Genomic DNA, 25737 nt, shown 5'->3' on the forward strand with positions numbered 1-25737 from the left:
CGGCGCAAGCCATTGCAAAGCGGCTCTGATAGGATTTCGGCCGCGCAAGATGAAACCTTTAGGCGGCGTGAACTTTTCCACTGGCATTGCGCCCAACAGTCGCTGTAAAACAGCCGGGCCGCGTGCGGTAACTTCAAGCAAATCAAGAACAAGGGGCCTGCAAGCAGCAGCGCTCCATCGGGGGAATGATGGATTTTTGGACTGCCTTCCAGGCAATCATCTTAGGCGTGGTCGAAGGGCTGACGGAATTCTTGCCGATCTCCAGTACCGGCCACCAGATCATCGTGGCCGACCTGATCGGCTTTGATGGCGAACGGGCCATCGCGTTCAACATCATCATCCAGCTTGCCGCGATCCTGGCGGTGGTGTGGGAGTTTCGCCGCAAAATTTTAGACGTGGTCTTCGGCCTTACCAGCCAGCCTGCGGCGCGGCGCTTCACCGGCAACCTGCTGTTGGCATTCATGCCGGCGGTGGTGCTGGGCGTGCTGTTCGCCGACTTGATCCACCACTACCTGTTCAACCCGATCACCGTGGCTGCGGCATTGGTAGTGGGGGGGGTGATCATGCTCTGGGCAGAGCGCCGCGAGCACCGCGTGGAAGTCGACCATGTTGACGAGATGCGCTGGAGCCATGCCCTGAAAATCGGCTTTGTCCAATGCCTGGCCATGATCCCGGGCACCTCGCGCTCCGGCTCGACCATCATCGGCGGCCTGCTGTTCGGCCTGTCGCGCAAGGCGGCCACCGAGTTCTCGTTCTTTCTGGCGATGCCGACCATGGTCGGCGCGGCGGTGTACTCGGGCTACAAGTACCGTGACCTGTTCCAGCCAAGCGACTTGCCGGTGTTCGCCGTCGGCTTTGTGACTTCGTTCATCTTCGCCATGATCGCCGTGCGTGCGTTGCTCAAGTTCATTGCCAACCACAGCTACGCGGTGTTCGCCTGGTACCGGATTGCCTTTGGCCTGCTGATTCTGGCGACCTGGCAGTTCGGCTGGGTCGACTGGTCGACGGCGAACGGCTGACATGGCTAAAGCGCAAAGCGAGGAGGGCGTACGCAATGTGCGCCTGAAACTGCTGGTGTTGGGCGTGCTGTGCCTGCTACCGGGCTTGGGCGCCGCGCAGATGGCCTGGAACGACCAGTCCTGGTTGCCGTTGGCGCTCTACCCGGCGGTGAGCCTGATCAGCCTGCTGTTGTACTGGCAGGATAAGCAGCAGGCACGCACCCAGGCCTGGCGCACGCCTGAGAAAGTGCTGCATGCCAGCGAGCTGTGTGGCGGCTGGCCCGGTGCCCTGGTTGCCCAGCAGCTGTTTCGGCACAAGACGCGCAAGGTGTCGTATCAGCTGGTGTTCTGGGGGATTGTGCTGCTGCACCAGGTGTTCTGGGCTGATTACCTGTTTCTGGGGCGCCACCTGCTGTCCGTGATCTGACACAACGATCAGGTCAACAAGCCCACCTGCAACCGCTTCGGCAGCTTTCGCACCACCAACTGGTGCGAGCGCTGCAGCAGGTCACACAGTTCATCGCGCCCCATCGGGTAAGGGGGCGCCATGCTGATCCACCGGGCCCGCGCCAGATACGGCGCAGGCCGCACGCCAGGGCGGTCGCAGTAACCCAGAAACAGCTCATCGGCGACCTTGAACGATAACCCTGCACCCGCCAGGTCGAGCACCGCGAACATCTTGTTGCCCGCCACCGAAAACACCCGGATGCCACCCCACTTATAATCCTCCCGCGCACCTGGCAGGTTCAGGCAGAAGTCCGCCACCTGTGCTTCGGTCATTTTCTGCTTAGACATAGCGCTCCCCACAGGCCTCGAATGACGCCGCCAGATGATCAATCCATACCCGTACTGCCGGCAACACACCGCGCCGGTGGGGGTACACCGCTTGCAGATACCCACCCGGCAATGACCAGTCCGGCAGCAGCCGTACCAGCTCGCCGCGTTCCAGCTCCTCTTCGCAGAACATGCTAGGCAGCGCGGTGAAACCCAGGCCGGCGCGCACTGCGGCATTGCGCACCACGAAATCATCGATGGCCAAGCGCGGCTCCAGGGCGATTTCCTGTTGCCGGCCATCGGGCCCCAGCAGGCGGAAGTGCACCAGGCGGTCAGCCTCCGCGGCGCCCAGCACTGGTAACGAGGCCAGTTCGCCTGGCTCGCGAATGTGGTCGGCAAAGCCCGGCGCGGCAACCAGCTGCATCTGCGCCTGGCGCAGCCGACGTGTGACCAGGGCCGGGTCTTCATCGCCGAGGTCGCGCACGCGCAGGGCAACATCGATGCCCTCGGAAATCAGGTCGACTCGGCGGTTGAGCAGCACCATGTCCAGTTGCACCAGCGGGTACTGTGCGAGAAAACGGGTGATCACGTCTGGCAAGAAGGCATGCGCCAGTGCCACCGGGCAGGATACCCGCAACCGCCCGCGCGGCTCGCTGCTCATGCTGGCCACAGCCTCATCGGCGGCTTCCGCCTCCAGCAGCATGGCCTGGCAATGGTGCAGGTAGCGCTCGCCCACGGCGGTCAGCTTCAGTTGCCGCGTGGTGCGTTGCAACAGGCGGGTTCCCAGGCGCTCTTCGAGCTCGGCGATACGCCGTGACAGGCGGGATTTGGGGATGCCCAGTTGGCGCCCGGCAGCGGCGAATCCGCCGGCTTCGACGACGCGGGCAAAATAGAAGAGGTCGTTAAGGTCTTGCATGGGAATGTCTCACTGTTCCACCAGTGGGACAAACTAACGCATTTTTGCCTGCTTATCAGCTATTCGTCATCCCGGTAGGATTCTCCCCATCGTGATCGCCCACCGCTGCGGTCTTCATTACAGGAGAGTCCCATGAAACTGTTGCATATCGATTCGAGCATCCTGGGCGACAATTCCGCCTCCCGCCAGCTGAGCCGCGAAGTGGTCGAAGCCTGGAAAGCCACCGAGCCGAGCCTGGAAGTGGTTTACCGTGACCTGGCTGCCGACGCCATCGCGCACTTCTCTGCTGCCACCCTGGTAGCCGCCGGTACCCCCGAAGACATGCGCGACGCGGCCCAGGCCTTCGAAGCCAAGCTGAGCGCCGAAACCTTGGAAGAATTCCTCGCCGCCGACGCCGTGGTGATCGGTGCGCCGATGTACAACTTCACCGTGCCGACCCAGCTCAAGGCCTGGATTGACCGCGTTGCCGTCGCTGGCAAGACCTTCCGCTACACCGAAGCCGGCCCTGAAGGCCTGTGCGGCGACAAGAAGGTGATCCTGGTATCCACCGCCGGTGGCCTGCACGTTGGCCAACCGACCGGTGCCGGCCATGAGGACTTCCTCAAGGTGTTCCTGGGCTTCATCGGTGTCACCGACCTGGAAATCGTTCGCGCTCACGGCCTGGCTTACGGCCCAGAGCACCGCAGCCAGGCCATCGACGCCGCACAGGCACAGATCGCCAACGAGCTGTTTGCCGCTGCCTGATTGCGGTAAGCGGGGCTTGTCTCGTTCAATGTTCTTCTGTGGGAGCGGGCTTGCCCCGCGAACACCGGCGCAGCCGGTGCCATGCACCGCCTCGCATCATTCGCGGGGCAAGCCCACAATTGAGCACTGGCCTGTGCGTATTTGGCCGTATCAGGCTACGGGTATTGTCGGGTCAGCCGCCGCCAGCGCCGCCGAGCGATCGTTCGCGGCAGGCGGATAGATCCACACCGTGTTGATCTGCGATTTGAGCACCTTGGCCTCGGCCTTGTCCTCCGGTGGCGACACCTTGCGCTCCCACCCTTCGGTGTACACCGCGCCCCAGGCGCCCAGGTCGAGGCAGGTCACGTACTTGGGCTGGCTGTAGGTCATCGGCGCCACGCCGATCAACTCGGCAACCGCATTGTTGCCGGCGTAGCGGCCCAACGGAATCGCATGCTGGCAGGACATCACCGCATGGTTGCCCACCTCGTCGCAGGCGGCATAAGCAACGTCGCCTGCCGCGTAGACCGCGTCGTTACCCTTGACCTTGAGGTTGCCGTCCACATGCAGCCGACCTTGGCGGTCACGTTCGCCGCTGATCTGCTCGGTCAATGGGTTAGCCTTGAAGCCCACGGTCCAGATCACAGTGCTGGCATCGATGCGCTGGCCGTTATCCAGCAGTACGCCGTCGGGGTCCACTGAGGCCACCGTCGCGCCGCAGATCCATTCCACCCCCAAGGCCTCGGATGCCTGCTCGATTGCGGGGCGAATGCCCTCTCCCAGGGCCGCACCGATCCGGGCACCACGGTCGATGACCACCACGCGCAGGGCTGCCTGCTCACCGAGGATACTGCGCAAACGCGCTGGCAATTCGGTGGCGGTTTCGATGCCGGTGAAGCCACCGCCGGCTACCACCACGGTGTTACGGGCAGGCGTGTCCGGCAGGCTGGCGAGGGACTTCAGGTGCGCCTCCAGGCGCGCAGCGCTGTCGATCTTGTCGACATCGAAAACATGCTCGATACCGACCATGTCCGGCCGGTTGAGCACACTGCCGCAGGCCATGATCAGCCGGTCATAGCCGAGCTCGCACTCGGTACCACTTTGCGTGCGATAGCGCACGCGCCTGGTGGTTTCGTCGATGTGAAAGGCCGTGCCTTGCACGAAGCGTACGCTCACCGCGTCGAACAGCGCCTGCAGCGGCGCGGCCATGGTGTGCACGTCCGGTTCGTAGAAGCGCGGGCGCACATGCAGTTCGGCCTGGGGCGCAAGCAGCGTCACCTCGATCGCATTGTTGCGACCGTTCAGCTCCAGCTGGCGTACGGCGCTCAGCGCACTCCAAAGGCCGGCAAAGCCCGCGCCAATGATCAGGATGTTTTTCATCGTTGTGCTCCTGGAAGGTCCGGGTAATCAAGGTAGCCCGTGTTTGCGCACACCGATGCCACGGGCGACGAAGTGCCCGTTTTCTAACCAGACAAGGTATTGCGGACAATCAGCTTCAGAAGGTCGGCGGGGTAATCACCCAGATCACCACCGCATCCACGTCACCCGGGTTGCCATAGCGATGTGGCTCCTGGCTGGAGAAGCTGAAGCTGTCGCCTTCGCCCAGCTGAAAGTACCGTTCGCCAACCCACAGCTCGAAACTGCCGCTGAGCAGGTAGCCTGCCTCTTCACCGTCATGGCTGTAGCTTTGCTGGCTGTAAGTGCCCGGTGGAAAGCGCGAGTGAAGCATCTCCAGCTGGCGGTTGGGCTGGGGCGTGAGCAGCTGGTCGACGATGCCGTCTTCATAGTGCACGCTGAGGCGGCTGTTACGGCGCACCACGTAACCCTGGTCCTCGGGTGCGGTCGTGGCCTCACTGGCAAAGAACCACTGAATAGTGACCCCCAGGCTGCGGGCGATGTTGAACAGTGCCGGGATCGACGGGTAGGACAGGTTGCGCTCCAGCTGGCTGATGTAGCCGGCAGTCAGTTCGCTCTGTGCGGCCAACTCCGCCAAGGTCATGCCGCGGCGCTTGCGCAGGCCGCGGATGCGGGTACCCAGGAACTGCGGCGCGGCGCCACCGTCGTCGGTGGCGGAAGGGGGCTGGAGGGGTTGGCTCATGCGCGTCGGTCCGTCGGGAAAGCGGCAGTATGTACAGCCTCAGAGCGCCCAGGCAACCGTCAGGCCATCGTGAATCGCCTCTTCCGCAGTACGCGGTGCCAGGCAATCGCCGATGCGTCGCACTTGCACCAGGCCGTCCAGTTCCGCCGCCAGCGTGTCGTTGGGCTGGTGGCCCAGGCACAGCACCAGGGTGTCGATGCCTTCGTAGATCATCGGTTCGCCACTGGCCGTGTGCTGCAGGTACACGGTGTTGTCGTCGCAGCCATAGAGGCGGGCATAAGGGGTAATGGGAATGCCCAGGCGATGCAGCTCGGCGGCCAGTTGATCGCGCACGTACAGCGGCAGGTTTTCGCCACAGTGGGTGCCGTTGACCGCCAATTGCACCTGATGCCCCTCGCGCGTCAGGCGCTCGGCGATGCCGGGGCCTATCCAGTCGCAGCGCCAGTCGATGACCAGTACCGAACGACCGGGTTTTACCTCGTTGCGCAGCACTTGCCAGGCATCCACCACGTGCAGGTCACCGGCACGCTCGAAGGCCGGCCAGTAGGGCGTGGCACCGGTGGCGGCAATCACCAGGTCGGGGCGCTCGCGCTCGACCAGTGCGCGATCGACCCGCGTGTTGCGCACCACCTCCACGCCTGCCAGGGCCATTTCCCGCTGCAGGTTGGTGCTGGCGCCGCCGAATTCGCTGCGCCGGGGCAGCAGTTGCGCCAGCAGCACCTGGCCACCCAGTTGTGGGCCAGCTTCATAAAGGGTGACCTGGTGGCCGCGCGCGGCTGCGATGGCGGCCGCCTTCATGCCCGCTGGGCCGCCGCCTGCGACCAGGATGCGTTTGCGGGTGGTGGCTGGCGTCATCTGGCCGTACTGCAATTCGCGGCCGGTTTCTGGCCGCTGTATGCAGGAAATCGCCAGCCCGCGATGGAAATGGCCGATACACGCCTGGTTGCAGGCAATGCAGGCGCGCACGTCTTCGACCTGGCCATGCTCGGTCTTGGTCGGCATCAGGGGGTCGCAGATCAGCGCACGGGTCATGCCACACACGTCGGCCTGGCCGCGTGCAAGGATCAGCTCTGCCTCCTGGGGCTGGTTGATGCGCCCGGTGACGAACAGCGGAATGTTCAGCCGCTGCTTGAACGTGCCAGCCTCCCGCGCCAGGTACGCAGGCTCGATGGCCATGGGAGGGACGATATGCACTGCGCCGCCCAGAGAGGCCGAGGTGCCGGCGACGATGTGCAGGTAGTCGAGCTGGCCTTGCAGCGCTTCGGCGGCGGCCAGCGACTCATCTTCACTCAGCCCTTCGCTGTCACGCTCGTCGGCGCTGATGCGCAGGCCGACGATGAACTGCTCGTCGGTGGCTGCGCGTACTGCTGCCAGCACTTCACGCACAAACCTCAGGCGCTGTTCCAGTGCGCCGTTGTAGCCATCGGTACGCAGGTTGACCCGCGGGTTGAGAAATTGCGCGGGCAGGTAGCCGTGGCTGGCCACCACTTCGACGCCATCGAGCCCCGCCTGGTGCAGGCGCCGGGCCGCGCTGGCATAGCCCTGGATGATTTCATCGATCATCGGCTGGTCCAGCGCACGTGGCATCACCCGGAAGCGTTCATTGGGCACCGCCGACGCCGAATAGGCCACCGCCAGCAAGCCATCGGCAGACTCCATGATCTCCCGCCCAGGGTGGAACAGTTGCGACAAGACCACCGTGCCGTGCTCATGGCAGGCTTGCGCCAGGCGCCGGTAGCCTTCGATGCAGGCATCGTCGGTGGCCATCAGCACGTGGGAGGTGTAGCGGGCGCTGTCGTGTACACCGGCCACCTGCAGCACGATCAGACCGACCCCGCCAGCGGCCCGGGCACGCTGGTAGGCAATGAGCTTGTCATTGACCAGGTTGTCGGTGGGCAGGCAGGTATCGTGGCCCGTGGACATGATGCGGTTCTTCAGGCGTTTGCCGCGAATCTGCAAGGCTTCGAACAGGTGGGGGAAGGCGGTTTGCATACAGGCGGCTCCGGTGTGGTGTTGTTCTTGTTTTGGTTATGAAAGTGTACCCATAGTAAAAAATCAACTTGTTTTTTTACTTTTGCAGGGCTAGGTTTTCCTCACCCTCGCTGACGAGGGCGTGACCTCACAACAACAAGAAATCGGGCCCGACGGGCACCGGCAGGAGGAAACCTCGATGCATGCATTCCCTCGCAGAACCAGCCTTTGCGCAGCGCTTCTGGCGCTCGGGTTAGGCAGTGCGCAAGCCGCCCCGCAGATGGTCGTGGTCGGCTATGGCGGCGCCGGTCAGAAAGCCCAGGATGAGGCGATCTTCAAGCCTTTCAGCGCCCAGGACGGCAGCAGGTTGATCCAGAGCGAGTACAACGGCGAAATGGCCCGTATCCAGGTGATGGCCGATACCGGTAACGTCGATTGGGACGTGGTGCAGATCGAGGGGCCCGACCTGATGCGCGGTTGCGATGAGGGCATCTACGAGCATCTGGACTGGCAACGCCTGGGCCATGCCGCCGAACTGATCCCGGACGCCGCCCAGGACTGTGGTTCTGCCGCGCTGGTGTGGAGCGTTGCTATCGCCTATGACCGCAACAAGCTGGCCCAGGCACCGGCTTCGTGGGCCGACTTCTGGGACGTCAGCAAGTACCCGGGCAAGCGCGGCCTGCGCAAACGTGCGGTGTACAACCTGGAGTTCGCCTTGCTGGCCGAGGGGGTCAAGGTGGAGGACGTCTACCAGGTGCTGTCAACGCCCGCCGGGGTCGATCGGGCGTTTGCCAAACTCAGCGAACTCAAGCCTTTTATCCAGTGGTGGGACGCGGGCGCACAGCCGGCCCAGTGGTTGACGGCTGGCGATGTGGTAATGACGTCCACCTACAGCGGGCGTATCGCCGTGGCGGCCCAGCAGGGCAGCCCACTGGCGCTGGTCTGGCCGGGCAGCCTGTATGGCATGGACTATTGGGCGATCATCAAGGGCTCGCGGCACGTCGACCAGGCCAAACGGCTGATCGCTTATGCCAACCAGCCTGATACCCAGGTGCGTTACGTCGAGCAGATTCCCTATGGGCCGACCAATACCCAGGCAGCGGCCAAGCTCGCCCCGTCGCTGGCCAGTTGGGTGCCCACCTCGCCGCAAAACCTGCAGGGGGCGCTGGCGATGAACGTGGAGTTCTGGGTTGACCATGGCGAAGAGCTGGAGCAGCGCTTCAATGCCTGGGCCACCAAATAGCCTACGTTCAATGCTGTCTTTCTAACGGGACGAACGATCAATGACCCTTACCGAACAGACTTTGCGTCAGGAACTGGCCGCCTGCTACCGCCTGGTCGCGCACTTTCGCATGAGCGACCTGATCTTCACGCACATATCCCTGCGTGTGCCTGGGCCGGACCACCATTTTCTGATCAACCCCTACGGTTTGCTGTTCGACGAGATCACAGCCTCCAGCCTGGTGAAGATCGACCTGCATGGGCAGCCAGTAGAGGCAACGCCGCACCCGGTCAACCCGGCCGGGTTCGTCATTCACAGCGCTATCCATGCGGCCCGCGAAGACGCCCATTGCGTGCTGCACACCCACACCCGGGCCGGGTGTGCGGTGGCCGCGCTGGCGTGTGGCCTGTTGCCGGTCAACCAGATGTCCATGGAGTTTCATGGCAAGGTTGCCTATCACGATTACGAAGGCATTGCCCTGGACCTGGATGAGCAGCAGCGTTTGGTGGCCGACCTGGGTGACAGGCCGGTGATGATCCTGCGCAATCATGGGCTGCTGACGACCGGGCGTTCCGTCGCCGAAGCATTCCTGCGCATGTACTACTTGGAGAAGGCCTGCGAGATCCAGCTGGCGGCGCAGAGTGCCGGGCCGTTGATACTGCCGCCGGCCGCTGTGTGTGAGCGTACCGAGCGGCAGTTCAACGCGCCAATGAAGGGCTTGAAACAGGGCGAACTGTCGGACCCGGATGCCGTGGCGCTGGCGTGGGCGGCGTTGTTGCGGATGCTGGAACGGGTGGCGCCGGATTACCGGGGCTGAAGCACGCCTGTCACCCGTAGGGATACTGGAACAGTGGCACTGTTGCGCAACCCTGAGCCGTAACTGTGCTGGTCCGTCGAAAAGGAATAGCCTTATGCTGTAACGAAATATGTCGAAAAGCCTGAAGAAGGATGTCGCAATGCCGCTCAAGGACCTGCTGATCGCCCTGGTGGTGATCGTTGCGTGGGGAGTCAACTTTGTGGTCATCAAGGTCGGCCTCGATGGCCTGCCACCGATGCTGCTGGGGGCGTTGCGTTTCTTGTTGGTGGCCTTCCCGGCGGTGTTGCTGGTTAAACGCCCGAAGCTGCCGTGGCGCTGGCTGATCGCCTATGGCGCGACGATCTCCCTGGGGCAGTTCGCCTTTCTTTTTCAGGCGATGTACAGCGGCATGCCGCCAGGGCTGGCGTCGTTGATCCTGCAATCCCAGGCATTTTTCACCCTGGGTTTCGCCGCGCTGTTCCTGGGCGAACGACTGCGCGTTGCCAGCGTGCTGGGGTTGCTGGTGGCCGCCAGCGGGTTGGCGCTGATCGGCAGTGAGGACGGCGGCCATGTGCCGATGCTGGCGCTGGTGCTGACCCTGTGCGCGGGCGCGATGTGGGGCGTGGGCAACATCATCACGCGTCGTTTCGGCTCGGTCGACCTGGTGGCGCTGGTGATCTGGGGCGGGCTGATTCCACCGTTGCCGTTCCTGGCCTTGTCGTGGTGGCTGGAAGGGCCTGAGCGCATCGGCCACGCCCTGGCCAACATCGGCTGGAGTTCGGTACTGGCCTTGGCGTACCTGGCGTTCGTCGCCACCATGCTCGGCTACAGCCTGTGGAGCACGCTGCTGTCGCGCCACCCGGCGGGCAAGGTCGCGCCATTCTCGCTGCTGGTACCGGTGATTGGGCTAAGTTCCTCGGCCTGGTTGCTCGGCGAGCGCCTGACCGAGTTGCAGGGCTGGGGGGCGTTGCTGGTGATGGTCGGGCTGTTGGTAAATGTGTTTGGCGCTAAGCTCGGACAGCGGTTGCGCACGGCCAGCGTACCCTGACGCGGGGTTCCCTGTGCTCTGTTAGAATCGGTGCTTTTCGCCAGGCCAACGGAGCACTTCCATGATCATCTCCACCACCAGCCAGCTCGAAGGCCGTCCTATTGCTGACTACCTGGGCGTCGTCAGCTCTGAATCGGTGCAGGGCATCAACTTTGTGCGCGATTTCTTCGCGCGTTTTCGTGACTTCTTCGGGGGCCGTTCACAGAGCCTGGAGAGCGCGCTGCGCGAGGCCCGCGAACAGGCCACCGAGGAGTTGAAGGCACGGGCACGGCAGTTGCACGCCGATGCCGTGGTCGGTGTGGACTTTGAAATCAGCATGCCCTCGGTACAGGGTGGCATGGTCGTGGTGTTCGCCACGGGCACGGCGGTCAAATTGAAGTAAGGCCATGTGCCACTGGTCAGTTCCGGGTCTTTTGTCCGCTCGGTCCGCAAATGACCAGCTAGTCTCACTTTTACCGGGCGCGTTCACCTAGGCAACCCCCATCTGCTTGCCGGCGCGACCGCCACTGGAGGGAGACAGGGCATGAGCGAATCCTTTTTCGAAGACCTGAACGACGCATTCCCGATCAACAGCCAAGTGCGTTGCGGCCAGTCGGCATTCCGCCTGGGCTTCGCCAACATGACGCTGGATGATTCGGAACAGCTTCAGCCTGCACATTTGCAGCGCACCAAGAAGGGCCGCTTCATGCCGCGGGTTCCGCTGAAGAAGTGATCCCGCTCCAGCAACCCCGCCGAACGGCGGGGTTTTTGTTGCTATTCGTTGACGCTGCTCATGGCATCGCTGGGTTGCGCTCGCCGGACGGCTGCGGATGTGGTTTTCTGGCGCGGCATTTCAGCAAAGGGAGATTGAATGCTCATGCGAGTCAGGGAAGGGACCTATTGGCAGTGGGCCGACGCTCAACTGCACAGCCGCAGCCACGATGAAGCGCTCAGTGACGGCACCACGCTCGACGTGCAGGTGCGTCTGTCGCGCCTCGGCGCCACCCAGTTGTTTCTCGGCGTGTACGCAGGCAATGGCCGGGCATTGCTGGAAGAGTACTACCCGACGCGCCCTGGCGAGACCATGACCCGTGCGTTGGTCTGGGGCGTCGAGCGGGCCCGGGCACTGGCCACTGGCGCCTTGCCATTGCCGGCCATGTCGCGGCCCCGTCGGCGGGCATGAAAAAGCCCGGCCTTTGCGGGCCGGGCTCAATGTTAGGTGAGGCCACTCAGTTGAGCGGTTCGATCACCTTGACTGCCTGCCGCTCACGGGCGGCTGGCCATTCTTGTTGCAGGGTCTGCAGCACGCGGCCAACGAACTCGGTGTCGGCGGCGGCCTTCTTGCCGACGTAGCCTTGGCCACGGCGGTAGACCTTGAAGCGGGCACGCATGCTCGGCAGGTGCTCTTCGAATTCAGCTTCGATGGAGTTTGGTGGCAGGCGGTCGAGACGCACTTCACCGGTTTGGCTAACCCACAGCAGATGGTCGTCGAGGCTGTCCTTGCGCACGGCGAACAGCTGGGCCAATTGGTCGATTGTGGGATTGTTGTTCAAGTTCATCATAAAGCCCCCATTACCCATTCGTAGGTGATTTTCACAGTTGGCGCTACCACGGTGTAGCGCACTACCAAGGCTGCTACAGCAGCATCGCAACAGGGGCTTTCACACGCTGCCTTTTGGACAGTTCCCTCTCCACGGACGGCCTGCGTTACCGCGCAGGCCGTCTGGAACACCCTTGCCACCGCTCCCGATCAGGGAGACGGCTTCATCATGCCCAAGGGCGATGAACGGCGTCAACAGTTTTGTAGTGAATATTTTTAGGCACTACATTCTTGTCATTTTGTTCGACAATCCAGCGTGCACGCCGTGCAGAATCTGCCCATGCCTTCACAGGCCATCAAGAATCCGGTAGGCCGCACGCACGCGGTCTTCGTTCGGATAATTACGGTTGGCCAGCAACACGACGGCCATTTTTTCGGCAGGAATAAAAGCGGCATACGCGCCAAAACCATTGGTTGCGCCGGTCTTGTTGTACCAGGCCTCGCGCAGGGCCGGGCGGGCAGGGACCAGGCGAGTGGTTGCCTGGGGCTCACGGATCAGGCGTGGGCTGTTGCCATCGACCAGGGTGTTCAGCTCGACCGGATACGGGTAACGCTCCCAACCTAGGCCCTGGGTCATGGCGCCGACCTGGAAGTAGCCCATTTGGGTAATGTCGATGGCTTGGGTCAGAGCAGGGGGCAGCCCGTCTGGCTGCATGTGCAGACGCACATAGCGCAGCAGGTCGCTGGCGCTGGTCTTGATGCCATAGGCCTCATCGGCGTAGGGCCCAGCGCTTACGCGTACAGGCCGGTCCTCTGCATCGTAGCCCTGGGCATAGAGCCCTTGGGCACTGGCTGGGACATGCAAGTAGGTATGTTTCAGGCCCATTTGCGCCAGCAGGCCCTGGTTCATCAGGGCAGCAAAGGGGCGTTGCTGCGCGCGTGCAGCCAAGTCGCCGAACAGGCCCAGGCTCGGGTTGGAATAGCAACGCTGAGTACCACGCTCGGCACGCGGCTGCCAGTTGCGGAAGAAGTCCACGACCTGTTGCGGCGTCTGTACTTCATCCGGGAACTGTAACGGCAGGCAGTCGGCGCTGTAGGCACCCAACTCCAGCACGCTGGCGTCCCCCAATGGCGCCCCGGCCAGCGCAGGCAGGTAGCGCTTTGCGGGGGCGTTCAGGTCCAGCTTGCCTTCGGCGCTGGCCAGGGCGGCGAGGGTGGCCGTGTAGGTCTTGCTCAGCGAGCCGACCTCGAACAGCGTGTCACGGGTCACAGGCGTGCCTTCGGCCTTGCTGGCCACGCCATAGTTGAAATAGTGGGCCTGGCCATGGGCATACACGGCCACGGCCATGCCGGCAATGCCTTGCTCGTGCATCAGCGGGCCAATGATTTGATCGACGCGGGCTTGCAGCGTGTCGTCGGCCTGTGCGGCTGTGTGGCCCAGGGCAAGTGTGATGGCCGCAGCGAGCGAAGCCAAGCGGAGGCGGGGCATGGGCAGGTCCTTTGTTGGAAAGTGTCCGTTCAGCGACACCGGTGGGGGTTCCGGCGTTAGCGAAGAAAAGCCGCAGACCTTATCGTCTGCCCTTGCACAATGACAAGACGGAACCTGTGATGAAATATTTGCGCATGCTATTCGACAATTTCACCCTGGCCTTGCTCGGGGTGGTGCTCATCGCCACTGTGCTGCCCTGCTCGGGTGACGGTGCGGTGTATTTCGGCTGGCTGACCAATCTTGCCATCGGCCTGCTGTTCTTCCTGCACGGTGCCAAGTTGTCGCGCGAAGCGATCATCGCCGGGGCCGGGCACTGGCGCCTGCACGCGTTAGTGTTCTCCTGCACGTTTGTACTGTTCCCGTTGCTGGGGTTGGCGTTCAAGCCGCTGTTTGTGCCGCTGGTGGGCACCGAGCTGTACCTGGGCGTGCTGTATCTGTGCGCGTTGCCGGCCACGGTGCAGTCGGCCATTGCGTTCACCTCCCTGGCCCGCGGCAACGTGCCAGCCGCCATTTGCAGTGCTGCGGCCTCCAGCCTGCTGGGTATCTTCCTCACGCCATTGCTGGTGATGATGTTGCTGGGCGCCAGCGGTGACACTGGCTCTGGCCTGGATGCAGTGCTGAAGATCACCCTGCAGTTGCTGGTGCCTTTCGTTGCCGGGCAGATCGCCCGCCGCTGGATTGGCGCATGGGTCAAGCGCAACGCGCGCTGGCTCAAGGTCGTGGACCAGGGATCGATCCTGCTGGTGGTCTACACCGCGTTCAGTGAGGCGGTGGTGACTGGCCTGTGGCACACGGTATCGCCACAACACCTGGCAGGGCTGTTTGTCGTCTGCGGGATCTTGCTGGCGGTGGTGCTGTATGGCACCCGTCTGCTCGGCAAGCTGCTTGGCTTTGACCTGGAAGACCGCATTACCATTCTGTTCGCCGGCTCGAAGAAAAGCCTGGCCACTGGGGTGCCAATGGCCCAGGTGCTGTTCGTGGGCAGTGGTATTGGCGCGATGATCCTGCCGCTGATGCTGTTCCATCAGATCCAGCTGATGGTCTGCGCGGTGCTGGCACAGCGTTACGCCAGCCGCGAGGAGGTGGGCGAGAAGGCCTCGGCGGCGTCCTGAAACGCCACCTCCATTGATTTAGCCGGGGAAGTTCACCTGGCCTGGCCTGAACTCCGCGCTCGCAGCGCCTTGGCAACGTCGGCCTCGATCTTGTAGGCCGGCCCTTCAAGGTCATTGAAATCACGTGTGTAGCGCCGGGCGAATTCCTCGACCCCCAGTGCCTGGTACTGCTGCACATGCTTGAGCTCGTGCGCCCACAGGGCCACGTTGTCTTCGGCATCGCTGGCATGACGGAAGATGATCGTGTCGATCAGTGTCACGGCGTTTACATCGGGGTTCTGCAGCATGGCATTGGCCGCGCTCATCTGCTGCTCGTTGCCCACCCTGAAGCGTGCGGCATCGAGCACGGCGAAGTCATACCAGGGTTCGAGCTGGGCGCGGATGTGCAGTGGGATCGGTTCACTGCCGCTGGTGCTGGCCTCGTCGCGGGCTTGACGCAATGCGTAGGCCAGGCTGGTCGACGCCATGGTTTCCACGTCCTTTAGAATCTGCCCCGCCTGCCCAGGGTCGACCGGGGCGCAGAAACACCCCATCAGGCAGACCTGGTACTGCCCCGGCGGGCAGGCCTGTTCAGCAACTACCGGCAGGCTCAGGAGCAGCCCAAACAACAGGCTAAGGGCTTTCATTCAAGGCCTTTTCGACGAAGTTGCGGCTGGCATCCAGTACCTGCGACTGCACCGCCTCGCTGGCCAGCATGCGCCCGACCAGCAAGGCGCCGACGCATTGGCTGATCAACACCCAGGCCAGTTCCTCATCCTCAAGGGTTGCCCCCCAGGCCTTGTGCAACTCGACCAGCCAATGCTCGGCCACCTCGCGCACCGGTTGTTCGGCACGTGCGATTTCTACCCCCAGCGGCGGCAATGGGCAGCCACCTTCGGCATTGTGCAGGTGGGCCAGGCTCAGGTACTGCTGCAGGCAACGGCCAAGGCGCTCGCGGCTGGCACCTTGGCTGGCCAGGCGTGCCAGCGGGCTGTTGCACAGTTCTTGGCGAACCACTTCGGTGAACAGATCGTCCTTGGACGGGAAGTGATTGTAAAAAGCGCCGCCGGTCAGGCCGATGGCTTTCATCAGCCCGGCCACGCCGGTGCTGGTGAAACCGCCGCGTTTGGCCAACGCACCGCTGGTGGCCAACAGCTTCTCGCGGGTTTGTTGTTTGTGTTCGGGGGTATAGCGCATTCATGAACCTCTGCGCGCTGGCTTGACGATAGGGGCGATCATAACATAGCGTTCGTTTACTAAACGATCATTCACCAAAGAGGCGCACATGACTCGACAACAAAAAGTAGTGCTGGTGATCGGCGCAGGGGATGCCACCGGTGGCGAGATCGCCAAGCGATTTGCCCGGGAGGGCTACGTCGCCTGTGTTACCCGCCGACAGGCAGACAAACTGCAACCGTTGCTGGAGGAAATCCGTGCAGCGGGCGGCCAGGCCCATGGTTTTGGCTCCGATGCGCGCAACGAAGAAGAGGTGGCGGCGCTGGTCGAGACCATTGAGCGTGATATTGGCCCGATCGAGGCGTTTGTCTTCAATATTGGCGCTAATGTGCCGTGCAGTATTCTGGATGAAACCCCGCGCAAGTACTTCAAGATCTGGGAAATGGCCTGTTTTGCCGGGTTCTTGACTGCGCAGGCAGTGGCTCGGCGCATGGTGCTGCGTGAGCGCGGCACGATTCTGTTCACAGGCGCTACCGCAGGCACTCGGGGCGCCGCCGGCTTTGCCGCATTTGCCGGCGCCAAGCACGGCTTGCGGGCCTTGGCCCAGAGCATGGCGCGGGAGCTGGGGCCGCGTAATATCCATGTGGCCCACGTGGTGGTGGATGGGGCCATCGATACCGCGTTCATTCGCGACAGCTTCCCCGAGCGCTACGCCCTCAAGGACCAGGATGGCATCCTCGACCCGGCCCACATCGCCGATAACTACTGGTTCCTTCACGCCCAGCCGCGCGACGCCTGGACATTCGAGCTGGACCTGCGCCCCTGGATGGAACGCTGGTAAACCCTCTCATCGATCAAGGACCGTACCTATGAGCAAGACTGTCGAATTCTTCTTTGACCTGGGCAGCCCGGCCAGTTACCTGGCGTGGACCCAACTGCCTGGCCTGTGTGCTCGCCAAGGCGCAACGCTGCTCTACCGGCCTATGCTCCTGGGCGGGGTGTTTCAGGCCACCGGCAATGCCTCGCCGGCAATGATCCCGGCCAAGGGCCGCTACCTGTTCACCGACCTGGCACGCTTTGCCGAGCGCTACGGCGTACCGTTCGGGCTACCGCCGGGGTTCCCGCTCAATACGTTGATGCTGATGCGGGGTGTGATCGGCACGCAATTACAACACCCGGAGCGCTTCGAGGCGCTGTTGACGGCACTGTTCAACGGGCTGTGGGGGGCGCGGCGTAATCTTGGTGACGCGGCAGTGTTGCAGCAGACATTGGAGCAGGCCGGCTTCGACTTGGCTGCGTTCAGTGCACTGGCAGGTGATGCGCAGGTGAAGGCTGCGCTCAAGCAAGCGACAGAGGACGCGGTGGCACGCGGTGTGTTTGGTGCACCGACCTGCTTCGTCGGTGAGCAGATGTTCTTCGGGCAAGACCGCCTGGACTTTGTCGAGGACGCGCTGCATCAGCCCGCCAGGCGTGTTTCCAGCTGAGTGCGTTCCCACAGGCTGAGCAGGTCGGCCGGGTTGGTGCCGTAGCGGTGCCAGTCATCAAGCCCGGCCTGGTCGCCGTTGGGCGCCTGGCAGTGGACGCAATGGGCAAGGCCTTCGGCGTCCAGGGCCAGGGTCATCTGCCAGCCTTCGATCACCACATCGACCAGGCCTTCACCGTGCTGGGCCCTGATTTGCAGGGGCTGAACACCGAGGGCCGCGTCGCGCAAGCGCTGATAGGCTTCTCGGGTGCTCACTGCACCGCTCCGATTCACAATTAGAAATTCGCCGGGGTATTGGCGCTGATGATCTCAGCCTCATCCTGGCCGATGTTCTTGAAACTGTGTGGCAGGGTGGTGGGGATGTAGTAGCCATCGCCCGAGTTGAGCACGCTGACCTGGCCATCGACCCACAGCTCGACAGTGCCCCGGGTGACCAGGCCGCACTCTTCGCCCTCTGCATGCACGATAGGCTCGCCCGAGTCGGCACCCGGTGCGTACAGCTCACGCAGCATGCGCATTTGCCGGGCCTCGACACTGGCGCCGACCAGCAGCATGCGCAGGCCGTTACGGCCCAGGTCTGGCTGCTCGCTGGCGCGGAACACGAAGCGCTCTTCCCGCACCGGCTCGTCGAAGCTGAAGAACTCCGCCAGGCTCATCGGGATCCCTTCGAGCAGTTTTTTCAGGGAGCTGACCGAAGGGCTGACGCGGTTCTGTTCGATCTGCGAGATCGTCGAGTTGGTCAGCCCGCTGCGGCGGGCCAGTTCCCGTTGGGAGAGGTTGTTGCGTTCACGCACCAGTTTGAGTCGCGTCCCCGTGTCCATAGCCGCCTTGTAATTAGAGGTGTCAAAAATAATGAGCGAGGCATTAAAACACACTCTTGAGGCTTGCGCGCTGTGCTTATCAGGCGCGTGGCTCGCGTGGCATCGGCCATAGCCCTACCAGCAGTAACAGCGCCGCCACTGCCAGGAACGGCAAGCGCGGATCAAGGGCATACACCAGGGTGCCGGCCAGTGGCCCGATCACCGCGCCCATGCCCTGAGCGGCGCCGATCGAGCCGGCTGTGGCGCCTTGTTCCGAGGCGTGCATGGCATTGGCCGCCAGCGCCGAAAAGGCCGGGAAGACAAAGCCCATGCCGGCGGCGGCGACGAAGAAACAGCCCCACAGCCAGGGCGCCGTGGTCGCCAGCGCGCCGCAGGCAAAGCCCACTGCCGAAACACTGGCGCCTACCCGGATCATCTTCAACGGCGGCCACTCCAGTTGGCGCAGCAGGACCTGCGCCAGCATCAGTGCCACACCCACCGTGGTCAGGGCGATACCGGCGGCCTGGGCGGCTTCGGTCGGGCCCAGATGCAGGCGGTCAAGGGCGAAGAAGCCGACGATAATCTGTGACACCGTCACACTGAGCATGGCACTGAAGGCCACCAGTAAAGGCCGGCGCAGCCGTGGGTCGTTCAGTCGCACCGGGCTGGGCGCATGGCTGCGGGCCAGTGCCTGCGGCTTGAGTGTGAACAGCAGCACGAAGAACGCGCACACCGGCAGCAGCGACATGATGTGGAACGGCAGGCTCAGGCTATGCCGTGCCAGCAGTGCAGCCAGTGCCGGCCCAAGCACCAGGCCGACCGCATTCGCCGCCCCCAGCGAGGCCATGGCCCGCGCCCGGCGCTGTGGTTCGACATGGTCGGCGATCAGTGCGTTGCAGGCCACCGGGATAGCGGCGTAGAAGGCCCCGATGCAACCGCGCGCGAGCATCAGGCCGATGAAGGCCAGGGTTGCGCCTGGCAGCCAGCGCAGCGCGCCTTCGACGAACAGGCACAACAGCCAGTAGGCGAGGGTGAAACCTGCGCTGCCGAGCAGCAGCACGCGCCGGCGTCCCAGCCGGTCGGCCGCGCGGCCCCACGGGCGAGCCAGCAGCACCCAGACCACGCCCGCCACGGTCACGGCGGCGCCGGCCTGCCAGGTGGCCATGCCGAGTTGGCGGGCGATCGGGCCGATCAGCGCGACGAAGGCCATCATCGACATGGTGCAGGCCATGTTGGCCAGCAGCAGTGGGCGTAAGTCCAGGGTGCTTGCAGGAACGAGAGTGGCAGAATCCTTTGCGACGTTCATAGGGCAGTCCAGAGAGGTTCAGCGATAAGTACGCTGATCTTAATAAGAATAATTATTGAATGTCGAACTCCCTGGGCTGCCATGACTCAGTTGCTGCGACGCAGGGGGCCAGGCCACATGCTACGCAAGACGCCGTCGCGGCGCACCAGGGCATGCATCAGCGCCGCGCCCAGGTGCAGCACAATCGTCGCGAAAAGCAGGTAGCCTGCCCAGCCGTGGGCTTGGCGTAGCACGGCATACAGCTGCAGGTCATGCGGGGTGATGGCAGGTAGCTGCAGGGGCCGTGGATAGCCGCCAGCCGACAGCATGGCCCAGCCCAGCAGTGGCATGGCCAGCATCAGACCATAGAGCAGCGCATGCGAGGCCCCGGCGGCGAACCGTTGCAGCGGTGGCAGGTCGCGTGGCAAGGGTGGGTGGGGCAGGGCCAGGCGCAGGCCGATACGCACAACCACCAGCACCAGCAAAGCCAGGCCCGTTGCCTTGTGCAGGCTGATCAGCACGGGGTGGCGTAGTGATAAGTCACTGACCATGCTCACACCGATGAACAGCATGGCAAGGATCAACACGGCCATCAGCCAGTGCAATAAGCGGGCGAGGGGGTGGAAGGCTTCGGGTTTCATGGGCGGGCTCCAGTGCCGAGCGATTCACGGCTGCGACGGTTGAACGATTCCGAATACGCGGCCGACCGTGCGGCAAGAATCGGGTCGGCGGACGCTTCGATGCCGTGGGGCAGGATCAGCGGGTCGAAGTTAAGGTCGCGGCAAGCGCCTTGCTCAGGCGCGTCGACCTGTTCGAGCACGAGGGTGCCGGCATCCACGCTGGGCCGTTGCGCAGGCCAGGGGCTGGCAGGGTTGTCCACGGCATCGCCAGGCTCGGCCAGGACCAGGCGCAGGGTCCAGCGCAGCGGCCCTTGGGCAAGGCGCTGTTGCAGGTCATGCTGCAAGAACTGTTTGTCGTCCACCTGCCCAGGCAGCGCGGTAAAAGGGCTTTGCGGCTCCAGTTGCCAGCGTACCGGCTGGGCCGCCCCGGCGGCGTCGATCAGGCGAAAGGCATTGATGCTGTGGTACTGGGTGCTGGCGAAGCTGTTGCTTGGCTTGTAGCTCGCAGCCCACTGGCGGAACGCCGCACTTTCGGGGTGGGCGGCAAAGAAGGCCTTCTGCCTGGCCGGGTCCGGCTTGCCGGTGGCTGGGTCCGGTGTGCTGGCCAGGACTTGTTCGTAGAACGCTTGGGGGGTACTTACCGCCAGCACCGGCGGGTTGTTCATGCCGGTACGCCAGACCTGCCCGTCGTCGGTGGTTAGCTGAAGCGCCAGGCTGCGCACCGGGATTGCCGTGTCGGGTGCGAACGGGTTGGCGCCACCGATGGCGAAACGGCCGATCACGGGCACCCGTGCCTGGCTGAAAACCCGCGCCGTGGACAGGCTGGCGGCCTGCCCGCTGGCCTGGAAGTAGCCGCTGACGCACAGGCCTTTGGCGTGGTTTTTGCGGTAGCCCGGGTAGTGCCCTGCTTGGGCCTCGAAGGTGTCGATGATGCGCTTTGGCGTCAGGGCAGGTGCGCCGATCCAGCCTGCGGCATAGGCAAAACCTGCGCCCGCGGCCAGCATGACAGCGCCGATGGCCGCCAGGCGCAGCGCCTTGGCGGGGCCGTGCAAAGGTGAGTTCATGGTCAGCGTCCAGTTCTGTGAAGGTGCCGGTACGACGGCGCAGGGGAAAACTTATTCCCTCGGCGGGAATAGATTTTGTTGCCGGGCGTCTGCCTCATACACTGACAACCCCAGAGGCCGGGAAATTGCCATGCACGATCTGGACGAACACCAGTGGCGCGAACTGCTAGCGCGTCTGCGCCGCTTTGCCTTGTGGTTGACGCGTGAACCGGGCAGCGCCGACGACCTGGTGCAAGCCACTGTCGAGCGGGCTTTGAGCCGTCATGGCCAGCAACGTGAGGCTGAGGCGCTGCGCGCCTGGTTGTTCACCATCCTTTACCGGTTGTTTCTTGACGGCAAACGCCGTGACCGCCTGCATGCCCGTTGGCTCTCCTGGTTCGGCCGTGCCGAGGTGGAAAGCGAGCCGGTTGGCGGCAACATCGAGGATATCGTCCTGGCCCAGGCCGACCTGCGTGCCTTCGCCCGGCTGTCGGCGGAGCAGCGTGCCTTGCTGCTGCTGGTGAGCATCGAAGGTTTGAGCTACAAGGAGGCCGCCCAGGCCTTGGGCATCCCCATTGGTACTGTGATGTCGCGCCTGTCGCGCGCCCGCAGTGCCTTGCGCGAACTGACCGAGGGCAACCCCCAATCCCCGGCCTTGCGGAGACTGAAATGACGCGCCTGATCCCCAGTGAAGACGAGCTGCATGCCTATATCGATGAGCGTCTGGCGCCTGCTCGCCGGGCTGAGGTCAAGGCCTGGCTGGCGGCCAACCCGCAGGAAGCGGCAAGGGTCGAGGGCTGGCGCAGCGATGCTCGGCGGCTGCGCGCGGCATTGGCCGGCCTGGGTGAGCAGCCGGGCGCCATGCACCTGGATCTGGGCCAATTAAAGCAGCGGCTGCGCCAGCGCCGTCAACGGCGCTGGGCGTCGGCGGCGGTTTTAGTGCTGGCACTTGGCGTTGGCGGTGTGGGCGGTTGGCAGGCACGCGAGGCCCTGTTGGCCAGCGTGGACCTGCCCATGGCCGACGCCGTCCAGGCTCATCGGTTGTTTGCCGGTAGTGAGGCTTTGGACATCCAGGCCAGCGACCCGACCCAATTGCGTGATTGGCTGGGGCGTCACTTCAACCGGGTGGGACAGTTGCCGGACCTGGCGGGGTATGGCTTCAGGCCGGTGGGCGCGCGGTTGCTCAGCAACGAGCAAGGGCCGGCGGCGCTCTTGGTGTTTCAGGATGGCAAGGGGGAACGTATCAGCCTGTTTTTGCGCTCGCCCGGTGAGCGTTATGAACGCATGCCGGATGGGCAGCGGGTGGATGGCCAACTGGAGGCGCGGTACTGGTCGCATGGGGCGTACAACTTTGCGTTGGTCAGTGCGGCGGACGATGCGCGTGGGGCGGGGGTAGGGGAGGCGTTGCGGTTGGGGTTGTAATGACCCATAACTGTAAGCGTCCGGCGAATTCTAAGGAGGAAGTCATGAAAGCTTTATCAATTGTCCGACCGAATGGTAGTCGGATTGCTTCAGGTGAGAAAACCCTTGAAGTACGTCGCTGGTATGCAAACCTCGACCCTACGGAAGATCTGCTAATTGTTGAGAACGGGCGGTTCCTGCATGTTGATGGTGAAGAAGATGCCGATGGCACCGCTGTGGCGATAGTACGTGTCAAAGCTATTCGGCCATTCGTATTCGCGGACATGCAAGCCGCCTGTGCAAGCCGCTTTGAAGAAGGCTGGTTGGCGTGGGAATTGGACGACGTGCGACCGATCGAAAGCGCTTTACCTACCCGCGCTGCCCGAGGCATTTACGAGGTAGATTTCCCCTGAGCGACGGGTGGTGACCATCAACATCGCGCTGGAATGTTCGATCAAACCCTAGACTGTCTCTTGAGTTGATTGATGCGAGCCATATTTATCCGTTCGATGGTATGGCTAGGAGAGTTGAGTTCGAGTAGCTCAACACCAGTCGGCATGCCAACGGTGGTGCTTGGGTTGTTGAACCTGAAAAAAATTTCCTTATCGCTTGGCACGTTGGTATGGCTGGCCATATGGCTTAGTACGTCTCTGCCGATGCGGTCATTGGAATCAAACATAAAGTCGAGCGGAACACCAGCTTCGTTAACAGTCGTGCCTGAGTCTGTGCTTGAACTTGAGTCGCGACGCGACCATGTCTGTAAAGGGGCTGTGGCGGTTGACGCATTCGATCCTACTGAGGAGCGCCGTTGCATTGAGGTTTCATGAGGGTTGCGTTCTCTATTAAGAGGCGACCTGGATCTGGAGCGCGAAGATGCATTTGAGTTTAGGCTTTCGCTTGATGAAACTGTGGAGGACGCAGTCGATCCGCGACGCCGATTAAGAGGTGCGTTACCGATTAATTGAATACCCGCAGGTTGCCGCCCTCGAGCATTGTGGATAATTCCACTTTGCCACCTGTACATGTGCCCAGAGGGGTCGGTTCTATTTATAGGGTCGCCACCGCAATAGGCATAAGCGTTGCACCCACCATTACCAAATGGGCTCCAGCTATCAGGTGAACAGAAACGGTTGAGGTGGGGGGAGTAGAGTCTGTAGCCATTACCGAGAATATAATGGCCTGTCACAATGGATCGGCGTTGCCCATTGAATCCAAGAAGTTGACGAGCTTCAGGTTCAGGGGAATGTCCATACGGCGTATACGTGACAGCGACAGGCTCCTCCTCGAACGTGCGTAGGATGGAATTATACGGGTCGGCAATCAGTGGCATCGCTTGGCTACTTGCCTCATTTTTAAACGCTTGCGCTAAGGGAATGTCTTGGTGCCGTAGGAAGGTGTGAGTGGTAGTGTCGCTTATCTCAAGAACGAGATAGCCGTTTTGATAAAAAAATAGCCCTAGCGGGTTGTTGGAACTCATGATGAATTCAAGGTTGGCCACTGTTGGGGGCATATTGCTAGGGTGGGCCTGAGGGCGCAACTGGTAATTCTGATAGGTGATCTATTAAGCGTGAAGTGTACAAGCATCAGGGGCTCCAGAGCATCTAAAGCACCGACAACGCCAGTGCTCTGGATGCTATAAATCAGCCCAGCTCCAACCAAATCGGCGCATGGTCGGAAGGCTTTTCCATGCCGCGCAATTCATAGTCCACACCCGCCGCCTTGATCCGTGGCACCAAGTGCTGCGAAGCCATGATCAGGTCGATGCGCAGGCCGCGCTTGGGCTCATCCTCAAAACCGCGGCTGCGGTAATCGAACCAGCTGAAGCGGTCGGCCACTTCCGGGTGCAGGTGGCGGAAGCTGTCGACCAAGCCCCAGCCTTTAAGGCGCTCCAGCCACTCACGCTCTTCGGGCAGGAAGCTGCATTTACCGGTCTTGAGCCAGCGCTTGGCGTTGTCCGGGCCGATGCCGATGTCGCAGTCCTGGGGCGAGATATTCATGTCGCCCATCACCAGTACCGGTTGGTCGTTGCGGAACTGGCTTTCGAGCAGGGCCTGCAGGTCGCTGTAGAAGCGCTGCTTGGCTGGGAACTTGGTGGGGTGGTCGCGGCTTTCACCCTGGGGGAAGTAGCCGTTCATGATGGTGATCGGGTTGCCATTGTCATCGGCGAAGGTACCCCAGATGAAGCGGCGCTGAGCGTCTTCCTCATCGGTGGCGAAGCCCTTGTGCAGGCTGAGCGGGGGCTGGCGCGACAGCAGTGCGACGCCGTAGTGACCTTTCTGGCCGTGGTAGTGCACGTGATAACCCAGTGCCTGGACATCGGCCAGTGGGAACTGATCGTCGCTGACCTTGGTTTCCTGCAGGCCGATCACGTCAGGCTGGTGCTTGTCGATCAGTGCCGCCAGCTGATGCGGGCGGGCCCGCAGGCCGTTGATGTTGAAACAGACGATCTTCATGGAAAGACAATCCCGGTAAAAGCCGCGATGCTAGCCGACATCGCGCGTCATCACCAGCGTGGCGGGTTCGGGGGGCTGCTGCTAACGTGCTGTAGGGGTGAACGATGCCCGGTCGAGCCTATCCAAGGCACTGTAAGCCCATTCCAGGAGGACTGCCCGCAATGCCCGACACCACTGCCACCCCGGCCCGTATCTGCCAGCTCGACGATGGTTATAGCCGGGAGGCGCGTTCGCTGCTGTACAACGCCTACCGCCACGAGCCTACCTTCGCTTACATTTTCGAGGCGCAGCGCCCAGGTTACGAGCGCCGCCTGCGCGTCATGGTGCGTGAATGGGTACGCCAGCATTTCTATTTGCAACTGCCGGCCATTGGCCTGCTGGTGGATGACCGCCTGATCGCCCTGGCGCTGATCGTACCGCCGCTGCGCAGGCTGGGGGTGGCCGACAGCTGGGCCTGGCGTTTGCGCATGATGCTGGGTACCGGCCTGCGCTGCACGCGGCGCTACATGGACTATCAGGCGGCATTGGCCAGCTGCCTGCCTACGGACCAGGTGCACGTATTGCCGCTGCTGGGCGTGCATCCGCAATTTCAGGGGCGCCATTACGGCGAGCAATTGTTACAAGCTGTACATGACTGGTGCGCCGAAGACCCCAGTACCCAGGGCGTGGTACTGGACACCGGCAATGAGCACTACTTGGCGTTCTACCAGCGCCAGGGCTATGAAGAAATTGGCGAGGTCGCTGTAGGGCCAGTCCGAGAAAGGGTGTTCTTCCATCCCAACCCGGTCTCTTCAAATTCCGCTTTTGCCTGACAGGCCGCCAGACGGCTCC

32 protein-coding genes are annotated in these 25737 nt (G+C 62.9%); 16 read left to right on the forward strand and 16 right to left on the reverse strand.

Annotation, left to right across the window (positions count from 1 at the left end; translation table 11 throughout):
* The first annotated feature begins 188 nt into the window (after nt 1-188).
* Nucleotides 189-1019 carry an undecaprenyl-diphosphate phosphatase gene (locus OGV19_RS09010; RefSeq protein WP_264313064.1) on the forward strand — a complete coding sequence of 277 codons (831 nt, stop codon included), beginning with the start codon at nt 189-191 and terminating at the stop codon, nt 1017-1019.
* A gap of 1 nt (nt 1020) precedes the next feature.
* On the forward strand, nt 1021-1425 hold the full coding sequence (locus tag OGV19_RS09015) for a DUF1294 domain-containing protein (RefSeq protein WP_264313065.1): 405 nt from the start codon (nt 1021-1023) through the stop codon (nt 1423-1425).
* 8 nt (nt 1426-1433) lie between these two features.
* Here the strand turns inward: OGV19_RS09015 and OGV19_RS09020 are convergent, their stop codons facing one another.
* Both OGV19_RS09020 and OGV19_RS09025 read right to left on the reverse strand, forming a co-directional pair.
* A complete protein-coding gene (locus OGV19_RS09020; protein ID WP_264313066.1) occupies nt 1434-1793 on the reverse strand; it encodes an MmcQ/YjbR family DNA-binding protein in 360 nt (119 codons plus the stop codon).
* Entirely contained in the window at nt 1786-2688 is a 903-nt protein-coding gene (locus OGV19_RS09025; RefSeq protein WP_264313067.1) for a LysR substrate-binding domain-containing protein, read from the reverse strand. The genes OGV19_RS09020 and OGV19_RS09025 overlap by 8 nt, the downstream gene beginning before the upstream one ends.
* A 132-nt stretch (nt 2689-2820) precedes the next feature.
* On the opposite strand from OGV19_RS09025, the gene OGV19_RS09030 reads away from it, so the two are divergent.
* Nucleotides 2821-3432, forward strand: coding sequence for an FMN-dependent NADH-azoreductase (locus tag OGV19_RS09030; RefSeq protein ID WP_264313068.1), 612 nt, complete (start codon nt 2821-2823; stop codon nt 3430-3432).
* Between the two features lie 150 nt (nt 3433-3582).
* Here OGV19_RS09030 and OGV19_RS09035 read toward each other — a convergent pair whose 3' ends face one another.
* The 3 genes from OGV19_RS09035 to OGV19_RS09045 form a co-directional block, all read right to left on the reverse strand.
* Nucleotides 3583-4791: an NAD(P)/FAD-dependent oxidoreductase gene (locus OGV19_RS09035; RefSeq protein ID WP_264313069.1), complete on the reverse strand. Its 1209-nt coding sequence runs from the start codon at nt 4789-4791 to the stop codon at nt 3583-3585.
* Between the two features lie 115 nt (nt 4792-4906).
* A complete protein-coding gene (locus tag OGV19_RS09040) occupies nt 4907-5509 on the reverse strand; it encodes a cupin domain-containing protein (protein WP_264313070.1) in 603 nt (200 codons plus the stop codon).
* Between the two features lie 39 nt (nt 5510-5548).
* The gene (locus OGV19_RS09045) at nt 5549-7501 is read right to left on the reverse strand and encodes an oxidoreductase (RefSeq protein ID WP_264313071.1); all 1953 of its coding nucleotides are present in this window, start codon (nt 7499-7501) and stop codon (nt 5549-5551) included.
* 178 nt (nt 7502-7679) lie between these two features.
* Here OGV19_RS09045 and OGV19_RS09050 point away from each other — a divergent pair, with 178 nt between their 5' ends.
* The 6 genes from OGV19_RS09050 to OGV19_RS09075 all read left to right on the forward strand — a co-directional run bounded on the left by OGV19_RS09050 (nt 7680) and on the right by OGV19_RS09075 (nt 11708).
* Nucleotides 7680-8723, forward strand: coding sequence for an ABC transporter substrate-binding protein (locus tag OGV19_RS09050; protein ID WP_264313072.1), 1044 nt, complete (start codon nt 7680-7682; stop codon nt 8721-8723).
* A 40-nt stretch (nt 8724-8763) separates the two neighbouring features.
* Nucleotides 8764-9519: a class II aldolase/adducin family protein gene (locus tag OGV19_RS09055; RefSeq protein WP_264313073.1), complete on the forward strand. Its 756-nt coding sequence runs from the start codon at nt 8764-8766 to the stop codon at nt 9517-9519.
* A 139-nt stretch (nt 9520-9658) separates the two neighbouring features.
* Complete coding sequence (locus OGV19_RS09060; RefSeq protein ID WP_264313074.1) at nt 9659-10546, forward strand: EamA family transporter; 888 nt, start codon at nt 9659-9661, stop codon at nt 10544-10546.
* 61 nt (nt 10547-10607) lie between these two features.
* Nucleotides 10608-10928 (forward strand): YbjQ family protein, encoded by a 321-nt coding sequence (locus tag OGV19_RS09065; protein WP_264313075.1) that lies wholly within the window; start codon nt 10608-10610, stop codon nt 10926-10928.
* Nucleotides 10929-11069: 141 nt separating this feature from the next.
* On the forward strand, nt 11070-11258 hold the full coding sequence (locus OGV19_RS09070; RefSeq protein ID WP_027594789.1) for a hypothetical protein: 189 nt from the start codon (nt 11070-11072) through the stop codon (nt 11256-11258).
* Between the two features lie 138 nt (nt 11259-11396).
* Nucleotides 11397-11708, forward strand: coding sequence for a hypothetical protein (locus OGV19_RS09075; protein WP_264313076.1), 312 nt, complete (start codon nt 11397-11399; stop codon nt 11706-11708).
* A 46-nt stretch (nt 11709-11754) separates the two neighbouring features.
* Here OGV19_RS09075 and OGV19_RS09080 read toward each other — a convergent pair whose 3' ends face one another.
* Nucleotides 11755-12087 (reverse strand): hypothetical protein, encoded by a 333-nt coding sequence (locus tag OGV19_RS09080; protein WP_264313077.1) that lies wholly within the window; start codon nt 12085-12087, stop codon nt 11755-11757.
* Between the two features lie 324 nt (nt 12088-12411).
* Nucleotides 12412-13554 carry a class C beta-lactamase gene (gene ampC / locus OGV19_RS09085; RefSeq protein WP_264313078.1) on the reverse strand — a complete coding sequence of 381 codons (1143 nt, stop codon included), beginning with the start codon at nt 13552-13554 and terminating at the stop codon, nt 12412-12414.
* Between the two features lie 119 nt (nt 13555-13673).
* Between ampC and OGV19_RS09090 the strand changes: the two genes are divergently transcribed.
* On the forward strand, nt 13674-14666 hold the full coding sequence (locus tag OGV19_RS09090; protein WP_264313079.1) for a bile acid:sodium symporter family protein: 993 nt from the start codon (nt 13674-13676) through the stop codon (nt 14664-14666).
* Nucleotides 14667-14698: 32 nt separating this feature from the next.
* On the opposite strand, the gene OGV19_RS09095 is transcribed toward OGV19_RS09090, so the two are convergent.
* Nucleotides 14699-15292 carry an eCIS core domain-containing protein gene (locus tag OGV19_RS09095; protein ID WP_264313080.1) on the reverse strand — a complete coding sequence of 198 codons (594 nt, stop codon included), beginning with the start codon at nt 15290-15292 and terminating at the stop codon, nt 14699-14701.
* Nucleotides 15279-15842: a TetR/AcrR family transcriptional regulator gene (locus OGV19_RS09100; RefSeq protein WP_264313081.1), complete on the reverse strand. Its 564-nt coding sequence runs from the start codon at nt 15840-15842 to the stop codon at nt 15279-15281. Before OGV19_RS09100 ends, OGV19_RS09095 begins: the two co-directional genes overlap by 14 nt.
* Nucleotides 15843-15930: 88 nt before the next feature.
* On the opposite strand from OGV19_RS09100, the gene OGV19_RS09105 reads away from it, so the two are divergent.
* Entirely contained in the window at nt 15931-16662 is a 732-nt protein-coding gene (locus tag OGV19_RS09105) for an SDR family oxidoreductase (protein WP_264313082.1), read from the forward strand.
* Nucleotides 16663-16690: 28 nt separating this feature from the next.
* The gene (locus tag OGV19_RS09110; protein WP_264313083.1) at nt 16691-17305 is read left to right on the forward strand and encodes a 2-hydroxychromene-2-carboxylate isomerase; all 615 of its coding nucleotides are present in this window, start codon (nt 16691-16693) and stop codon (nt 17303-17305) included.
* On the opposite strand, the gene OGV19_RS09115 is transcribed toward OGV19_RS09110, so the two are convergent.
* The 5 genes from OGV19_RS09115 to OGV19_RS09135 form a co-directional block, all read right to left on the reverse strand.
* On the reverse strand, nt 17278-17577 hold the full coding sequence (locus tag OGV19_RS09115; RefSeq protein WP_264313084.1) for a DUF7693 family protein: 300 nt from the start codon (nt 17575-17577) through the stop codon (nt 17278-17280). The genes OGV19_RS09110 and OGV19_RS09115 overlap by 28 nt on opposite strands.
* A gap of 2 nt (nt 17578-17579) precedes the next feature.
* Entirely contained in the window at nt 17580-18125 is a 546-nt protein-coding gene (locus OGV19_RS09120) for a type II toxin-antitoxin system RelB family anti-toxin (protein WP_027594799.1), read from the reverse strand.
* 79 nt (nt 18126-18204) lie between these two features.
* The gene (locus OGV19_RS09125; protein WP_264313085.1) at nt 18205-19410 is read right to left on the reverse strand and encodes an MFS transporter; all 1206 of its coding nucleotides are present in this window, start codon (nt 19408-19410) and stop codon (nt 18205-18207) included.
* An 86-nt stretch (nt 19411-19496) separates the two neighbouring features.
* Entirely contained in the window at nt 19497-20030 is a 534-nt protein-coding gene (locus OGV19_RS09130; protein WP_264313086.1) for a cytochrome b, read from the reverse strand.
* Complete coding sequence (locus OGV19_RS09135) at nt 20027-21079, reverse strand: catalase family peroxidase (RefSeq protein WP_264313919.1); 1053 nt, start codon at nt 21077-21079, stop codon at nt 20027-20029. Before OGV19_RS09135 ends, OGV19_RS09130 begins: the two co-directional genes overlap by 4 nt.
* Before the next feature lie 124 nt (nt 21080-21203).
* On the opposite strand from OGV19_RS09135, the gene OGV19_RS09140 reads away from it, so the two are divergent.
* Genes OGV19_RS09140 through OGV19_RS09150 form a run of 3 tightly spaced genes read left to right on the forward strand, consistent with a single transcriptional unit; the run spans nt 21204 to nt 22866 of the window.
* Entirely contained in the window at nt 21204-21725 is a 522-nt protein-coding gene (locus OGV19_RS09140) for a sigma-70 family RNA polymerase sigma factor (RefSeq protein ID WP_264313087.1), read from the forward strand.
* Entirely contained in the window at nt 21722-22474 is a 753-nt protein-coding gene (locus OGV19_RS09145; protein WP_264313088.1) for an anti-sigma factor family protein, read from the forward strand. Before OGV19_RS09140 ends, OGV19_RS09145 begins: the two co-directional genes overlap by 4 nt.
* Nucleotides 22475-22518: 44 nt before the next feature.
* Nucleotides 22519-22866, forward strand: coding sequence for an ASCH domain-containing protein (locus OGV19_RS09150; protein ID WP_264313089.1), 348 nt, complete (start codon nt 22519-22521; stop codon nt 22864-22866).
* 41 nt (nt 22867-22907) lie between these two features.
* Here the strand turns inward: OGV19_RS09150 and OGV19_RS27765 are convergent, their stop codons facing one another.
* On the reverse strand, nt 22908-23963 hold the full coding sequence (locus tag OGV19_RS27765; protein ID WP_413470117.1) for an RHS repeat-associated core domain-containing protein: 1056 nt from the start codon (nt 23961-23963) through the stop codon (nt 22908-22910).
* 130 nt (nt 23964-24093) lie between these two features.
* Nucleotides 24094-24906: an exodeoxyribonuclease III gene (gene xthA, locus OGV19_RS09160; RefSeq protein ID WP_264313090.1), complete on the reverse strand. Its 813-nt coding sequence runs from the start codon at nt 24904-24906 to the stop codon at nt 24094-24096.
* A 161-nt stretch (nt 24907-25067) separates the two neighbouring features.
* Between xthA and OGV19_RS09165 the strand changes: the two genes are divergently transcribed.
* Complete coding sequence (locus OGV19_RS09165) at nt 25068-25718, forward strand: GNAT family N-acetyltransferase (RefSeq protein ID WP_264313091.1); 651 nt, start codon at nt 25068-25070, stop codon at nt 25716-25718.
* The last annotated feature ends 19 nt before the right edge of the window (nt 25719-25737 follow it).

Source organism: Pseudomonas putida (assembly GCF_025905425.1).
Taxonomy (GTDB): Bacteria; Pseudomonadota; Gammaproteobacteria; order Pseudomonadales; family Pseudomonadaceae; genus Aquipseudomonas; species Aquipseudomonas putida_AF.

Excerpts from the sequence above, each read along its gene's own strand:
- OGV19_RS09010 (WP_264313064.1), top strand. The coding sequence starts at position 189 with ATGGATTTTTGGACTGCCTTCCAGGCAATCATCTTAGGCGTGGTCGAA.
- OGV19_RS09015 (WP_264313065.1), top strand. The coding sequence starts at position 1,021 with ATGGCTAAAGCGCAAAGCGAGGAGGGCGTACGCAATGTGCGCCTGAAA.
- OGV19_RS09020 (WP_264313066.1), bottom strand. The coding sequence starts at position 1,793 with ATGTCTAAGCAGAAAATGACCGAAGCACAGGTGGCGGACTTCTGCCTG.
- OGV19_RS09025 (WP_264313067.1), bottom strand. The coding sequence starts at position 2,688 with ATGCAAGACCTTAACGACCTCTTCTATTTTGCCCGCGTCGTCGAAGCC.
- OGV19_RS09030 (WP_264313068.1), top strand. The coding sequence starts at position 2,821 with ATGAAACTGTTGCATATCGATTCGAGCATCCTGGGCGACAATTCCGCC.
- OGV19_RS09035 (WP_264313069.1), bottom strand. The coding sequence starts at position 4,791 with ATGAAAAACATCCTGATCATTGGCGCGGGCTTTGCCGGCCTTTGGAGT.
- OGV19_RS09040 (WP_264313070.1), bottom strand. The coding sequence starts at position 5,509 with ATGAGCCAACCCCTCCAGCCCCCTTCCGCCACCGACGACGGTGGCGCC.
- OGV19_RS09045 (WP_264313071.1), bottom strand. The coding sequence starts at position 7,501 with ATGCAAACCGCCTTCCCCCACCTGTTCGAAGCCTTGCAGATTCGCGGC.
- OGV19_RS09050 (WP_264313072.1), top strand. The coding sequence starts at position 7,680 with ATGCATGCATTCCCTCGCAGAACCAGCCTTTGCGCAGCGCTTCTGGCG.
- OGV19_RS09055 (WP_264313073.1), top strand. The coding sequence starts at position 8,764 with ATGACCCTTACCGAACAGACTTTGCGTCAGGAACTGGCCGCCTGCTAC.
- OGV19_RS09060 (WP_264313074.1), top strand. The coding sequence starts at position 9,659 with ATGCCGCTCAAGGACCTGCTGATCGCCCTGGTGGTGATCGTTGCGTGG.
- OGV19_RS09065 (WP_264313075.1), top strand. The coding sequence starts at position 10,608 with ATGATCATCTCCACCACCAGCCAGCTCGAAGGCCGTCCTATTGCTGAC.
- OGV19_RS09070 (WP_027594789.1), top strand. The coding sequence starts at position 11,070 with ATGAGCGAATCCTTTTTCGAAGACCTGAACGACGCATTCCCGATCAAC.
- OGV19_RS09075 (WP_264313076.1), top strand. The coding sequence starts at position 11,397 with ATGCTCATGCGAGTCAGGGAAGGGACCTATTGGCAGTGGGCCGACGCT.
- OGV19_RS09080 (WP_264313077.1), bottom strand. The coding sequence starts at position 12,087 with ATGATGAACTTGAACAACAATCCCACAATCGACCAATTGGCCCAGCTG.
- ampC (WP_264313078.1), bottom strand. The coding sequence starts at position 13,554 with ATGCCCCGCCTCCGCTTGGCTTCGCTCGCTGCGGCCATCACACTTGCC.
- OGV19_RS09090 (WP_264313079.1), top strand. The coding sequence starts at position 13,674 with ATGAAATATTTGCGCATGCTATTCGACAATTTCACCCTGGCCTTGCTC.
- OGV19_RS09095 (WP_264313080.1), bottom strand. The coding sequence starts at position 15,292 with ATGAAAGCCCTTAGCCTGTTGTTTGGGCTGCTCCTGAGCCTGCCGGTA.
- OGV19_RS09100 (WP_264313081.1), bottom strand. The coding sequence starts at position 15,842 with ATGCGCTATACCCCCGAACACAAACAACAAACCCGCGAGAAGCTGTTG.
- OGV19_RS09105 (WP_264313082.1), top strand. The coding sequence starts at position 15,931 with ATGACTCGACAACAAAAAGTAGTGCTGGTGATCGGCGCAGGGGATGCC.
- OGV19_RS09110 (WP_264313083.1), top strand. The coding sequence starts at position 16,691 with ATGAGCAAGACTGTCGAATTCTTCTTTGACCTGGGCAGCCCGGCCAGT.
- OGV19_RS09120 (WP_027594799.1), bottom strand. The coding sequence starts at position 18,125 with ATGGACACGGGGACGCGACTCAAACTGGTGCGTGAACGCAACAACCTC.
- OGV19_RS09125 (WP_264313085.1), bottom strand. The coding sequence starts at position 19,410 with ATGAACGTCGCAAAGGATTCTGCCACTCTCGTTCCTGCAAGCACCCTG.
- OGV19_RS09130 (WP_264313086.1), bottom strand. The coding sequence starts at position 20,030 with ATGAAACCCGAAGCCTTCCACCCCCTCGCCCGCTTATTGCACTGGCTG.
- OGV19_RS09140 (WP_264313087.1), top strand. The coding sequence starts at position 21,204 with ATGCACGATCTGGACGAACACCAGTGGCGCGAACTGCTAGCGCGTCTG.
- OGV19_RS09145 (WP_264313088.1), top strand. The coding sequence starts at position 21,722 with ATGACGCGCCTGATCCCCAGTGAAGACGAGCTGCATGCCTATATCGAT.
- OGV19_RS09150 (WP_264313089.1), top strand. The coding sequence starts at position 22,519 with ATGAAAGCTTTATCAATTGTCCGACCGAATGGTAGTCGGATTGCTTCA.
- OGV19_RS27765 (WP_413470117.1), bottom strand. The coding sequence starts at position 23,963 with ATGCCCCCAACAGTGGCCAACCTTGAATTCATCATGAGTTCCAACAAC.
- xthA (WP_264313090.1), bottom strand. The coding sequence starts at position 24,906 with ATGAAGATCGTCTGTTTCAACATCAACGGCCTGCGGGCCCGCCCGCAT.
- OGV19_RS09165 (WP_264313091.1), top strand. The coding sequence starts at position 25,068 with ATGCCCGACACCACTGCCACCCCGGCCCGTATCTGCCAGCTCGACGAT.